Annotated in this window: 8 protein-coding genes; 4 read left to right on the top strand and 4 right to left on the bottom strand. The window is 45.2% G+C overall.

The window, feature by feature from the left end:
* Positions 1–270: 270 nt before the first annotated feature.
* Both Q9R25_RS07990 and Q9R25_RS07985 read left to right on the top strand, forming a co-directional pair.
* Positions 271–2,871 carry an Ig-like domain-containing domain gene (locus Q9R25_RS07990; RefSeq protein ID WP_311282995.1) on the top strand — a complete coding sequence of 867 codons (2,601 nt, stop codon included), beginning with the start codon at positions 271–273 and terminating at the stop codon, positions 2,869–2,871.
* Positions 2,872–3,616: 745 nt separating this feature from the next.
* Entirely contained in the window at positions 3,617–5,674 is a 2,058-nt protein-coding gene (locus Q9R25_RS07985; RefSeq protein WP_311282994.1) for a hypothetical protein, read from the top strand.
* A gap of 122 nt (positions 5,675–5,796) precedes the next feature.
* Here the strand turns inward: Q9R25_RS07985 and Q9R25_RS07980 are convergent, their stop codons facing one another.
* Positions 5,797–6,903 (bottom strand): acyltransferase family protein, encoded by a 1,107-nt coding sequence (locus Q9R25_RS07980; protein ID WP_311282993.1) that lies wholly within the window; start codon positions 6,901–6,903, stop codon positions 5,797–5,799.
* Between the two features lie 119 nt (positions 6,904–7,022).
* Entirely contained in the window at positions 7,023–9,104 is a 2,082-nt protein-coding gene (locus tag Q9R25_RS07975; RefSeq protein ID WP_311282992.1) for an alginate lyase family protein, read from the bottom strand.
* A gap of 237 nt (positions 9,105–9,341) precedes the next feature.
* Here Q9R25_RS07975 and Q9R25_RS07970 point away from each other — a divergent pair, with 237 nt between their 5' ends.
* The gene (locus tag Q9R25_RS07970) at positions 9,342–9,509 is read left to right on the top strand and encodes a hypothetical protein (RefSeq protein ID WP_311282991.1); all 168 of its coding nucleotides are present in this window, start codon (positions 9,342–9,344) and stop codon (positions 9,507–9,509) included.
* A 109-nt stretch (positions 9,510–9,618) separates the two neighbouring features.
* Here Q9R25_RS07970 and Q9R25_RS07965 read toward each other — a convergent pair whose 3' ends face one another.
* Together Q9R25_RS07965 and Q9R25_RS07960 are read right to left on the bottom strand one after the other, a co-directional pair.
* Complete coding sequence (locus Q9R25_RS07965) at positions 9,619–10,482, bottom strand: tyrosine-type recombinase/integrase (RefSeq protein WP_311282990.1); 864 nt, start codon at positions 10,480–10,482, stop codon at positions 9,619–9,621.
* Between the two features lie 14 nt (positions 10,483–10,496).
* Positions 10,497–10,940: a sigma factor gene (locus tag Q9R25_RS07960; RefSeq protein ID WP_159562825.1), complete on the bottom strand. Its 444-nt coding sequence runs from the start codon at positions 10,938–10,940 to the stop codon at positions 10,497–10,499.
* Between the two features lie 311 nt (positions 10,941–11,251).
* Between Q9R25_RS07960 and Q9R25_RS07955 the strand changes: the two genes are divergently transcribed.
* Complete coding sequence (locus Q9R25_RS07955; protein ID WP_214690547.1) at positions 11,252–13,342, top strand: heparinase II/III family protein; 2,091 nt, start codon at positions 11,252–11,254, stop codon at positions 13,340–13,342.
* Positions 13,343–13,445 lie beyond the last annotated feature (103 nt).

Genomic DNA, 13,445 nt, shown 5'->3' with positions numbered 1-13,445 from the left:
AACGTTACCATTTTTGCGAAAAAAAACGCTTGTGTCGCTTGGAAGTGTTATGTATATTATGGATGTAAGGTTTTCCAAGAACAGTCTTGGTAAATTGTTCAAGATGATTCTTGCAAAGACTTCTACCGGGGGAGAACGCCCGGTCTAAAGAAGAGTCGGTTACATAATCATTAGTACTTTATTCATTGTTATGGATACATGACTCCGAACGAGATCGGTTGGGCGAGGACGGTAGAAAAACCTATCTACCTAAGGGAGGATTTACATCAGATGGCTAAGAAGAAACAATTCGTTACTGCAGCGGCAGCGTTCGCAGTAGCAGCATCAGCAGTAGCGCCTGCAATCACAGCAGACGCAGCATCAACAACAGTCCAACTTTCATCGGACTACGTACGCGGCGGGGACCTCGACGCGGCACTTGACAAAGAGTACAAAGGTAGCGAGATCTACTGGTACAAATCGTCAGTCGACATGAACAAACTTGGCGTGTTCCAAACTGCTAAAGGCTTTGTAAAAGGCCAAGGCATCCGCGTTGAGAAAAAACTTCGCGTCTTGAACCACGCACAAGATATCCAACCTGAAGAAATCGTCCTCGAAGAAGGCGTTCCTGCATCAGGTCTTCGTATTCAGCCAGTTCTCTTCGCAGACGGCGTGAAATACAACAAAGTTGTCACATACGCTGGTTTCTCAACTGAGAAAGCTGGAGAGTTCGAAGGAACATTCACTTACTCAAACAAAGCATTCGGCGTTGTAACAAAAACAGTTAAATACAAAGTTGTGAAATCAGAAGTTGAAATCTCAAACGTTTCTTCTTCAGTAGATCAAGCAGCTGAAGTTCTCTCAGTCACAGCTGACGTGAAGAACCTCAAAGACGGTGAAAAAGTTGAACTCGTTGTTTACCCAGGTAAAGACATGTCAGCTACACCAATCAAAGCAGACGCAACTGTCAAAGATGGCAAGTTGACTGTTTCTAAGAAACTCCCTGCTGGAACTCACTCATTCCAACTCGTTTCTGGTGAAGTGAAATCTTCAGTTGAGAACTTCACAATTGAAGCGCCTATGGTGAAAGATGTTAAATTAAACAACGCTAAAGAACTTGTTATTACTTTTAACAAGGAAATTAAGAAAGATTCAGTAATCACTAGTGACGCTTTGATTGCAGGAATTATTTCATTGAACTCAAGTGATGCTGCTGCTTCATCTTCTAAAGCTTACTTAAGCAATGACGGTAAATCATTAACATTGGTGGCTACTACGACTTGGAATGGTTCTTATGCGTTTGAAGTTGCTAAGGACAAAGTAGAAGCTGTTGTTTCTGGGCAAAAAGTTGAGGAGTACAAAGCGTTTGTTTCAGCTGAAGATGTAGTTCGTCCGACATTCTCTGGTGTAACTTACGAAGCAAACGGTGCTGCTAAGTTCACATTCAGTGAGCCTTTGGATGAAACTGCTGCGACTATTGCATCTAAATTAGTTGTAACTGGTCCAACATCTGTTTCAATTACAGCTTCTGATATTTCAGTAGCGGCGGATGGGAAATCATTCACAGTTACATTGCCGGCTGCAATGACTAAAGACGTTGCATACACATTTGCTTTCACAGGGCTTAAAGACTTTGCTGGAAACCTTTCAATGCCAAACCCAGTTACTGCTACAGTAGTAAACTCTGTTCGTGATACTGTTAAACCAACTGTGACGAACGTTGTTGCTCTCGATGCTGGAAAACTTCAAGTTACATTCTCTGAAAAAATCCGGCCTAACACTGCGGTTGTTACAGTAGGAGCTGCTGCTTCTTCAACTTACACATTAGATTCTACGGGAACGGTCGCTACATTCTCGCCTGTTACTAATCTTACTGCTGGTGTTCAAAGTGTGACAATTTCAGGAGCACTTGACTTAGCGGGATTAGAATTAGATTCAGTGACTCGTGTTATCCAAGTGGTAGCTGATAATGCAGCTCCGGTATACGTTAATCATTCTGTAGAGACTGTAGGATCTGATCGCTTCCTCGTAGTTAACTACAACGAAGAAATTACAGCAAATGCTGGAGTTTCGGTTACTGGAACTTACGTTGATTCAAACAATATTACACAATCTGTGACAGCGATTACTGGTGCTGATATTACAACAGGTTCTGATAAAAAATCTGTTCGTGTGAAATTGCCTGCAACTGCTGGAGCTTACACACTTTCACTTCCTGCTAACTTGGCTCGTGACACTTCAGCTCAAACTAACGGTTCAGCTGCACGTTCTGTAACATTCACACTCGGTGCTGCCGTTGATTCTACAAAGCCGGTCGTTAGCACATTTGCTCAAACAGGAAACAAAGTTACTGTCACGTTTGACCGTGTTGTTACTGCGGCAACTGCTTTGAATGTTGCAAACTACTCAATCGATGGAATTTCTTCACCGTTTGAATCTGCTATTTTCAAAGGCGATGCTCAAACAGTTGAACTTACATTGAAAAACGATGTAATCACAACAGATGGCGTTCGTAATTACACTGTAAGCAATGTTGCAACGTCTGCAGGAGCAGTAATGGCTCCGAAAACAGGCACTTACAACTTCAAAGAAAATGTTCGTCCAACTGTTTTAGGAGCAAAAGTATTGTCTTCAACTGAAATTGAAGTAACATTGAGCGAAGCTCTTGATTCAACAAAAGTTGGAACAGACTTTGATGTTTTCCAAGGTGCTTCTACAACTGCACTTACAGATTCAGAAGCAATTTCTGGAACGAATAAAGTGATTATCACTCTAGCTGATCCACTTACAACTTTGAATGGTCTCACTCTTAAAGCCGCATCTTCAATTGATCTTACTGATGTTAATGGGAACCAAGTTAACTTTGTAGGACCGATTACAGTAACTAACTAAATTCTTGTTTAATTTAGCTGTCACCCCACTAGATTTAGTGGGGTGATTTTTTTACGATAAAAACTTAAAATTATCTAAAATCTCAAATTTGCGAAAACAAGGCAATCTGACTTAGATTTAAAACGATTGATGTTAAACGTTCTATTCGAATTAAGAAAGCAATAATTTGAGTCAATATTCTCTAAATATGTATATAGATTTTGGAGTAACCACCGAATATACTCTGTACTTTTGATTTAGAGTCATGAAACTATTTCTTTTTTCGAAATGACGACTACGTATGTGATGATACTTGTGTATTTTATACGAGGAAAAATCGAATTACATTATTGTGTTTAATCAAGAAACGATTGGACAAGAATACAATGGTTCTTCAGAATTAATCGCATTTCTCTTCATTCCTGTTGGAGACTGCTATATCGCTACATTAATTGTGAAAGGTTTCGAACTAAATAACCACATTTGCTTCGATTGAGTTAAACTGAGGCGATTTTGTAGTCTAGTGAAAAAATTGTCACATCATAAAATGAGTTGACCAAGATGATGGCTACCGCATCTTTTCGACGGGAACGATAGTAACATTTTGTTAAACGATTTTATTATTTACTTGAAAACTTAAATCAAAAGGACAATCTTGGTTAAGTATTTACCATTTTTGGGTTTTTGATATTCATTGTTATAGTGGGGAGGCATATACTACTCTAAGATAGTATTTTTGGAATTGTTCATTTTAGAGGAGGTTAGTATGGGAAAACTTTGGAATAGAGCTGTTGGGTCTTACATTTTGATTTTTATTTTATGGATTATTCTTGGTGTGTTGATTAATAATTTGTATCTCAACAACCAAGAAACTGTAGCGACATTAGTAGGATGGACTTCGATAAATTTTCAAATGACCACTGATCAAATTAGTATAAGCTTATTCATTCTGACTATCTGTTACTTGTTTTTAAGTAGAATATTTGTTCGAGTGGACGGGTTTCTCTATTTATCTTCGAAATTTGGTGGGATTATAAGTGATGATTTATTTCTTTTTCGTTATCGAAAGCTGATTCATTTATTTTTTGTCTTCATGGGTGCTTTTATTTTGCTTTTCACAATACATCCTGGATTCATAGTAAGAACTGCAGCGTCGATCATCGCCTTCATTTATTTATGGATGTCAATTCGTATTTTAGAAACAAAAGATGTAAATCCATCAGTTGTAAAATTGACGCGTAATTTTAGTATCCGGGTTAAAGTGTTCTATCAATTTATTTTTATTTATATAGCGATTATAAACTTACTCATTACGCTTCGTTTCGAAAGTTCATTTTTTAATACAGTTGGATGGTCTTGGTTTCTGTTGATTTTATTTACCCCTGTTTTTATTGTATATACATTTTATAAATTGAATCTCGTACTATATGCTATTCACTCTTTAGACTTCTTTGGTCGTTTCGGGTGGTTTTCCCTTAATTCACCTTCTTACTGGATGGAAGGCATTTTTATAACTATGATTTTTATACCTTTTATATACGTCATCTTATTTGTGATTGTTTACTCATTTACTTTCGTAAGGCGACAATGGCGTAAAAAAAATCAAATAAATCTTAAAACGTTATGTAATCAAGGAAGAAAGTTAAAATCGTTATTTTTCAACTTAATGTTCATGGAATATAAAGCTGCTGATCAATCAAAAAAGCATACTGAGAACTTGGCTATTCTGAATAAAATTTATGAAGAATCAAATGGAAATATTACATATGAAGGTTCGAAATTGGAAAATCTCATATTATCTACTCACGGACAAATGTTTTTGAAAGATATAAATGAAGGACCAGACTTTCTGGAATTGAAGCGGAAAAAAGATTACATCACGTTTCTTCAAAACGTTCGAGGTGCATCAAAAGGGTTTGAAGAATTTTCTCTTGAAGAAAAAAATCTCCTTGAAAGTTTTTCTAAAGATCATAAGTTTTACTCCCGTCCTAGTATGGAAGCTAGAACTAAAAATATTATTATGAGAAATAATAACAACCTATTAATTAGTGTGTACTTATTGTTATTTACAATCATAATTTTGTCATTAATCAAGTTGGAAATGGCTTTCTTTGATTTCCGATACCTTTCCAAGTCGAAAGATATTATTTTTGGACTAATCGTCGTTGGCTCTTTTATTCGATTGACTTATCGGTCCAGTGAAATATGTCGTGCTTTTTACTTTGATTTAATTGATCGAAAGCTACCGCAAAGCTTTTTGAATGGGAAAAATCGCATTATGCTCGCGATGAAAAGTTTAGTAGAGATCATACTCCTTTGTGCAGCCATCTATTTGTCTTATGAAACATTTAGAGGGAGTCTTACTTTTTTTACAACTATCAAGACGATTGGTTACTCGTTGACGACTTCATTGTTTAACGTCTCTTATCCAGGGCTGTTAATCGGTACAGAAGGAGTAAAGGACGTGTGGAAAGGCAATGTATATGATGTTATTTTACTGCTAACACACATCATTCAAATTATTACTAGCTTTGTTTTAATAACAATGAGTATAGCGGGGTACTTAAACTTTCCGAAAGTACCGGTGTATTATGATTTTTACTCAGATAATAAAAAGTTTAAGATTGTTAAAAAAACATTTGATCATCAATTAGAAAGAAAGGTGATCACGATTAAGAAGGTTATGCATAACGATGTACTGAGTGAGTGGGACTTTTTGGAGAAAAAAATTATGCATGCGTATAGGAGCAAATCAATTTCGGAAGAAGATGCCAACTATTCGCTGGAATTGATTCGTTATCAAAAAGATTATTCAGGGGAATGAGTAAAATATAAAGAGAGTTTTTCTATCCCTTTAAGTAAACACCCCTTATAGACGGACGAAATGCAAAATTTGTCTGTCTATAAGGGGTGTTTTGTTTATGGATAGAAAGATGTATCTCATTGTCATGCGACTTGCTTCTTCTGTTTCTGAGAAAGGCGTTTCTTTATGATTGAACGTCCAAGCTGAATCCCTGGTCGCTCGATAACCTGATACGTGACGGATGCAATCACGCCAGAGACGACGAGCGTCACGAGGAACGTCAACATCCATAACGTCGTCACGCTATATTGCTGGGTCCACGTCTCGTTGAAGAGATGATTGACCCAATCGAGGACGAAAAAGTGGACGAGGTACAGGCTGAAGCTGATATGCCCGATGTACTGCATCACCGGATGATTGAGGATACGTCCCCGAATACCGGATAAGCCGAGAGCCAATAGACAAAAGGCGAGACCGAACAGCGCATGTTTCGGAAATGCGCTATAGACATCATATGGAGTAATCCCGAGTATGATAAGTAACGCAATCGATCCGAACGTCATCGCATAGTGCGTTCGCACGGACCACGATTGGTCGCGCCACACGAGATACAACGTGACCCCCATCAAGAAGATCGGCAGCTGGTTCGGGAACCAATAAAAGGCGAAACTCTTCACGTCCATGAATGGCTGACGCTGTTCGGTCAGGAGGTGCAGGACGATGCTAAGTACGAGCGTCGACGTTGTCCACAAGATCCCTTGACGCGCTGTCTTGATCCATTTGAACAGGAACGGCACACATGCATAAAATAAAAATTCGTTCGAGATCGACCAACCGCCCGGCACGAGACTGAATAACCACTCGGGATGCAGGACGTTCGTGAACGTCAACGTCGAGACCAAGAGGGAAAGTGTCACGTCTGGATAAGTCGTCGAAACCCCGATGAATTGATTGATTAGATCAAAACTTAAGTAGAAGAGCAGTGCGGCGTAAAACATCGGTGCGATCCGGAAGAAGCGCTTCGTGTAGAAGTCCTGAAGCGGAATCTGGCGCGATACCGTATAGCGCTCCAATGAATAGAACAACGTGAAGGCGCTGACGATAAAAAAGAGTTGGACGCCGCGCGACCCTTGTATCCCGATATGGTATAACCAATCGGGCAATTGTTGAAGGGACCGTGTCGAGTGCGTCAACACGACCCCGAGGATGGCATAACCGCGAAGGGCATCTAAAAAACTGAGCTTCTGCAACTGATGTAATCTCCTCTATACATTCCTATTTTTCTTTTCGTCAAACAATCTATCACGGTGTTGACTGTGTGTCTATTTGATTCAGACACTTGTGTTGAAACTGTAAAATATACTTCTCGTTAAATTGGCACGCGAATTTGTCTCGTCTCTTTGTTCGAGAGCGTATAGGTCACGATGTAGCTCGAACCGGACACTTTCACACTGGCCGACCGAATCGTCGTCTTCGACTGGTCGAGTCGGATGAGCGTGAGGTAGCGCACGTCTTTCCCGGTATTATACGAGATGACTTGTGGACGCGGCTTCCATTCGTAATCCTCGACGGCGACGAAGCTCGTGCTGTTGCGCATCGATGAATTTTTAAGGTTCAGCTGCATGAGCTGGATCGTTCGTCCGTTCGTATCACCATAGACGACGTTCTGAGTCGCCATCGAACTCTGAAGGAGTTTCAGACCTTCGGCGAGATGGAACCGCTGCACGAACTTCGTGGTTGCGGGTGAACTGATCCGGTCGTAGACGATGAGCGTCTGTTCTCTGTCGTAGACGAGCGTCCGTCGATGCGTCGCCCCGTTCCCGATGAGCTGGCTCTCCCCAATCGTAAGAAGGGTCGAACCGAGATTTTGTACGGTCTTGATGTTGCTCTTCCCACGCATCGTGGAGCGGAGGTCGAGATTCGCCCCGTCACGGTGGACGGTATTGTGGGCATCGACACCGAAGACGCGCTGACGTTCGGGGCGATTCGTATAGCCGTAGCGACCCGTCTCGATGATGAAGTCGCGGCCGAGGCCGTACAGGTCGATGCTCAAGTCATCGGCATGCTTGTGGGCACTGCTGTGATAGCCGGCCGTCATCATCACCTGGGTCGCCTGATTGAACGCGCGAGGTGGAGATACCCAGTATTCGCGCATGAAGCTGTATTGGTTGCTGATCCGTTTCGCCGTGACCGGTGGACGTGTCCCTTCCTTCCCTTGGGTGAGGGCGAAGACGAGCTCGGGGAAGTCCTCGATATGCGGAATGATCGAGGTGTTCCGTCTGACACCGGACGTGTCTCCAAAGATCGGGAGTGTCCCGTTCGGTTTGATCATATACGTCAGTTGCTTCGGCATCTGTTCGACCCGTGCCATGCTCGAAGGGAGTGAGAATCGGTTCGCTTCTGCCCAGATGAGGAAGCGGTCGAGCACGTGATACATATAGGACTGATAGCCGGGTGAATGCTCGAGGTGGACGGCGTCCGACGTGATGCTGTGCCGGATTTGTTTATCGAGGCGGATATCTGCGAGCGTCTTCCACGTTCTGCTCCGGTCGAACTGTGGGAACGTCTGCGCGATGGCGGTGAGCGCCATGTCTTGGAAGATCCCATGATTGTGATCATTTTTATAGAAGCTAGACGTCGCGAGTAACGTGCCATGGTCGTGGAGCGTCCGCAACATCAGACCGGTGAACGCCGTATCTTTATAGAGTGAAGAAGATTTATAGGCATCCCAAAAATTCAAGAGATGGAACGTCCGGATCGACGTGCCGTGGTCGTTATATGGCCAACGGTACTGTTTGTAGTTCGCAATCGGATGGGCTTTCGTCCAACTTTTAACGACCCGTACCCCGTACTTCAAATAAGCGGTATTGCCGGTCTCGTTATACGCCTGGGTCAATTGATTGAGCACCGTCAAATAATGAATTTGGAACGGATAGGAATTGCTCGACGAGCTCGGGATGTCCCGGTGCCAGTTAAACGTATCGACGTTCGGGACGGACAATTGATATGGTTTGGACGGGATCGACCAATCCCCACGAATCGCACGGTTGGCGTAGTCGACGGCGCGCGTAGGTGTCAATTTTTCATATTCATATGGCGCATGAAGTGGCATCTGTTTCATATACTCATGCGCGAGTCGTGCCGTTCCGCTCGACTTCAAATTCGAAGCGGTGAGTGGGTCACCGAGTAAGAGCTTGGCCTGACTTTTCTTTATGTAGATCTTTTTCGTATGACTCAGTGCGATGTAGTACCAGCCGGACGTACTGACGGCTGTATAGCGTTTTGTTGTCGAATACGCTGCCACTTTCGTCAATCGACCGTTCTTCATTTCATAGACGGTCGCATTCGGGATGGAGCGGATATCGAAAGGGTTCGTCGCAGCCTGGACGGAGTCTGTCGGGGTCATACCCCAAGCCCCTACTAAGACGAGGACGAGTAATATTCGTTTCATGCATACACCTCAATAAATTTGGATTTACTTCTTTTTCAAAGTATACCATGAGGTGTGTTTATTCCCTTAATTTTCTATATCATCTTTATTTTAAATGGAGGTAGGTTCAATTTGATTTTGTCCCGACAATTAATGAAGGATTGCGACGGATGCATGTCGAGACCTCATTTGGAAAAATATGATAAAGTGAGGTGAATCGAATGACTTGTATGTCATATGCCAAAGGGGAAGATGTGAATGAAGCACGTTAGTTTGTTTTTATTACTTTCTTTTGTGACGGCACTCGTCATTTACGGGATCTCTCTGACCGCGCCAGGGTTATTAGTGCCGATTGTGTATTTGGCTATCGCGGCATTGATCGGAATCATCGTGTACTTACTGAAAGTGTATATCGTAAACAGATAAGAACGATTCCACGTCGATCAGAGATGGTCTGGTCCCGTTCAAGCAGAAACCGATTTCCTATACAAAGAAGACCGACCTAATTCACAGGTCGGTCTTCTTTGTATGGTCTTTAATCCAACGTCAACCGTTCCACCGCATCGCGAAGATGATTCTCGCGGACGCGGATGTACCGACGTGTCGTCTTCGGCTCGGAGTGGCCAAGTAATTCAGATAACGTCGTCTCCATGACCCCTTTGTCATAAAGGTGCGTCGTAAACGCATGGCGGAGCGTATGAGACGTGACAGGATAGCCGAGCACTTCTGTGGCAGCCGTCGTCAGGTGACGATTGATGGTCGTCTTACAAATCAAAGCACCTCGTGCAGACGGGAACACATAGGGCGAGTCGACGGGACGTCGTTCCTCATCGAGATAGGTGGAGAGGACGGAGTGAATCTTGTCATTCAATGGGATTCGCCGAGGCTTTCCGTTCTTTGATTCTCGGACATAGAGTAACCGCCCCTGCAAATCGATCGCATCGAGTTTTAACAGCCGGACCTCGTTGATCCGCATACCCGTATGGAGCTGAACGGTTAAAAACGTACGATACAACGGGACGTCGATGGCATCGATGACGGCGGACAATTGTCTAGGGGAGGGGATTTCCGCTGAATGGCGCTCGGTCACTTTCACCCGTAACTGATGAAAGGGGTTGTGGGTGACGAGATGCTCGGCGATGGCCCAATCGTATAAGCCACGAAGAGCGCTCAAGTAGTTGTTGATGGTCACCGGTTGACATCCTTCGGAACGGAGCGTGTCGATATACGGCATGACGTCCTGCCTCGTTTTTAATTCGTCGAGCGTTCTGCCTTCTCCCATGATGGCTTCGAATCGGGCAAATTTGTAGGTCGCCTGGCTGACCGTGTTGTCCGATTTTCCGGTCATGCGTAAATAGTGGATGTGCTGAGCGACGGCATCTTTCATGTGTAAGGTCATCTTCCTGTCTCCTCTTACTCGTTGTCCTCACGGAGCATCCGTTGCAGTTCGGCCTTATAGGCGCGTAGTCGACTCGGCGAGTACCCGAGCGATGCCTCGGTCCCGTGAAGCATATGGCAGAGTAAGGTGAAATGACGATTTGGTAAAGTGGATCGCTTGTCGTCTAGCCAAAGCGAGAGGGGCACTTCGCGCTGGTCGACTTGTTCTGGGAGTCGTTCGCTCGCGACCTCGTGTTGGAGCGTCTTCGCCTGTTTGGCCCGTTCGTTCAGGATGGCCCCGCGGATACGGATGAAACAGTACGTTTTCCCTAACGTCTTGCCGTCTTGAAGGGCACGCCATAGGGCGATTCGTGCCGTTTGGGCGGCATCGTCGACTTCGTTCGGATGGAGATGGAGCTGTCGGATGACGTAAAAGATCATCGGCTCCCACTCTTTTATCTGTTCGTTAGCATCTGGCATGGTGGGCTGCTTTCCCGCGCGCGTCTAAAGTTTCCTAGGTGGATACAGCATAATGGTTGTTATGCAGATTTCGCACCTCACGAACGTTGAAGTTTCGTCAGTCCAAATCAGACACAGCACGGAAATGCTGCATGGCACAACCCGTATCCCTTATCCATCGGAAGCATCGATTCTCTATAACAACCATTATAGGAGGATGTCAGGTGATGATTTGATCAAGAGGTAAATGATATCCAAGTTTTAGTTGTTTAGCATTCGTTTAATGGATATAATTTACAGGGTGAAATCAAACCGGAAATGTGAGGAAAATCATGAAACCTTTGTATAGACGATTATCCATCGGGATGTTGAGCGGGATGCTCCTGTTCGCACCGATGACGACGGCTTCGGCCAATTCGGACTTCAACGTGCGCGTCGCTCCGTCGACCACGCTACACCAAATGAAGGGGAAGAAGTTGGTCCCGCTACAGAAGACGAACACGACGAAAGAATACCGCATCGTGCGCCCGTCCGGTTGGTATTACCTTGCCATGTCCGGCGGCAAACGGATCTATATCAAGAAAAGCCAGGCGGAGGTCGTTCCGGCCCGTTCGTTGACGAAAGCACGCATCCAATCGAAAACGAACCGTCCGCTCGTCCATACATACATGGGGCAGACCGAGTCCCATATCCCGTATGAATATGACCGACTGTCGACAGAACAGGCGAAACAGTTCGCCGATCGGGCGCTCGCCGGCAACTGGTATATCCCGACGAAACCGAACAATCTGTCGGTCCCAAACATCGACACGTTCAACTGGCATAAGGACGTCCCGGCCGTGGACAGCAACTCGTTCCCGTTCCAGCTCCACTACTTGACGGTCCTCAATCAGTTGACGCAAGCGTACAATGACACGGGTGACCTCGCCTATCTGAAATATGGCGAACGACTAATCAAAAGTTGGACGAAGGCACACCCGGCCTATAACTACAAACGACTCAAGTGGGGATATAATGACCAAGGAACGGCGATTCGTGTGTTCCATTTGTTGAATTTCTGGGATGTATATAAAGAGACGTCACTCTATCGGGACCCTGCCTTCACCGAGCTCATGTTGAAAACATTGTATGAGCATGGGGAGATCTTGGCATCGTCCGACTTCTACAAACCGAAACATAACCACGGTATCTTCCAAGACATGGCGCTCACTGCCATCGCCCAGACGTTCCCTGAGTTTGACCGGAGTAAGGTGTGGCAATCGACCGCCAGCGCGCGGCTCCAGGCGCAAATCGCCCACAGCATCTCGCCGGAAGGGGTCCACCTTGAACACTCACCTCGATATCACGTGTATGTGTATCATACGTTGTCGCGCTTTATCGAATGGGCCGAGGCTAACCAGTTCGTTCTGCCTTCACGCTCGGGCTATATCGAGAAGATGCCGGATCAGCTCACCTACATGTTGAAGCCGAATCGGACGCTCCCGATCTTCGGTGACACGACCGGGCACCTTCAAGGGATGAACATCATTCCAAAGACGAATGAATATCCAGAGCTCAGTTTCGCGGTGAGCGGAGGGGCAGAGGGCGTGGCACCGACCCTGTTGACGAAGCAAATCGGGGATCAATACAGCTTCATGCGCGAATATTGGTCGCGTCCACCTGAGGCATTCTCGGGTGCGACACAAGTGATGATGACGGCAGGTTATCATAGCAGTGCCCACAAACATGCCGATGACTTGAGCATCGACTTCTATGGACTGGCGCGTGACTTCATCATCGAGACGGGTCGCTTCGGTTATTCGGCACGACCGGAACGGAAGGAAGTCTTTAAAGTCGAGGCCCATAACACCGTCCACCGATACGGGGAAAACTTGGATTTAAGCAAAGGCATGATCGGTCGGAGCCGTATCGTGAAGACCGAAGACCGTGGAGAGACAAGCCTCGCCATCGGAGAGAGCGCGTTGATCGGGAAAGGGGCCACGCATCGCCGCACCCTCGTCTATGACAAGGCGAAAACGCTCGTCGTCTACGACCGCATCACCTCACCGAAGCCGGACATGTTCGTCCAGCGCTTCCACCTCGGAGAGGGTCTGAAGCTATATAAAGGGACGACCGAGGCACAGAACGTGACGTTCCGAGACAGCCGGCGTCGATCGATTCAACTGATGCAGCTCGAGACGGACGAAGAGTCATATATGTCCGTTCAACCAAGTCATCTATCGGTCCGTGATGCGGAGTGGACGCTTCGCGACCAAGTCGTCTCCATTGAATACGGTACGGACGTGCGTTACATCACACTCATGCGGATCGACCGGACGAACACCTCGATTGTCGACACGGCGGTCAAGGAACAAGCTAATCAGTATGAACTCACCTATACACTTTCCAACGGCGAGACCCATACTCTCGACGTTCCAAAATGATTGAAGCCTGGCGACTGCCAGGCTTTTTTACGTGGACGATGAGAGTAGTTGTTGAATCCCACCATTTGCTAAGGTAGAATTTTCAAGTAGAACAACTGACAAG

Origin of the sequence: Exiguobacterium sp. BG5(2022) (genome assembly GCF_031844365.1) — a bacterium.
GTDB lineage: Bacteria > Bacillota > Bacilli > Exiguobacteriales > Exiguobacteriaceae > Exiguobacterium > Exiguobacterium profundum.
The sequence above is the reverse complement of the archived record's forward strand: the minus strand, read 5'-3'. Positions and strand labels throughout refer to the sequence as shown.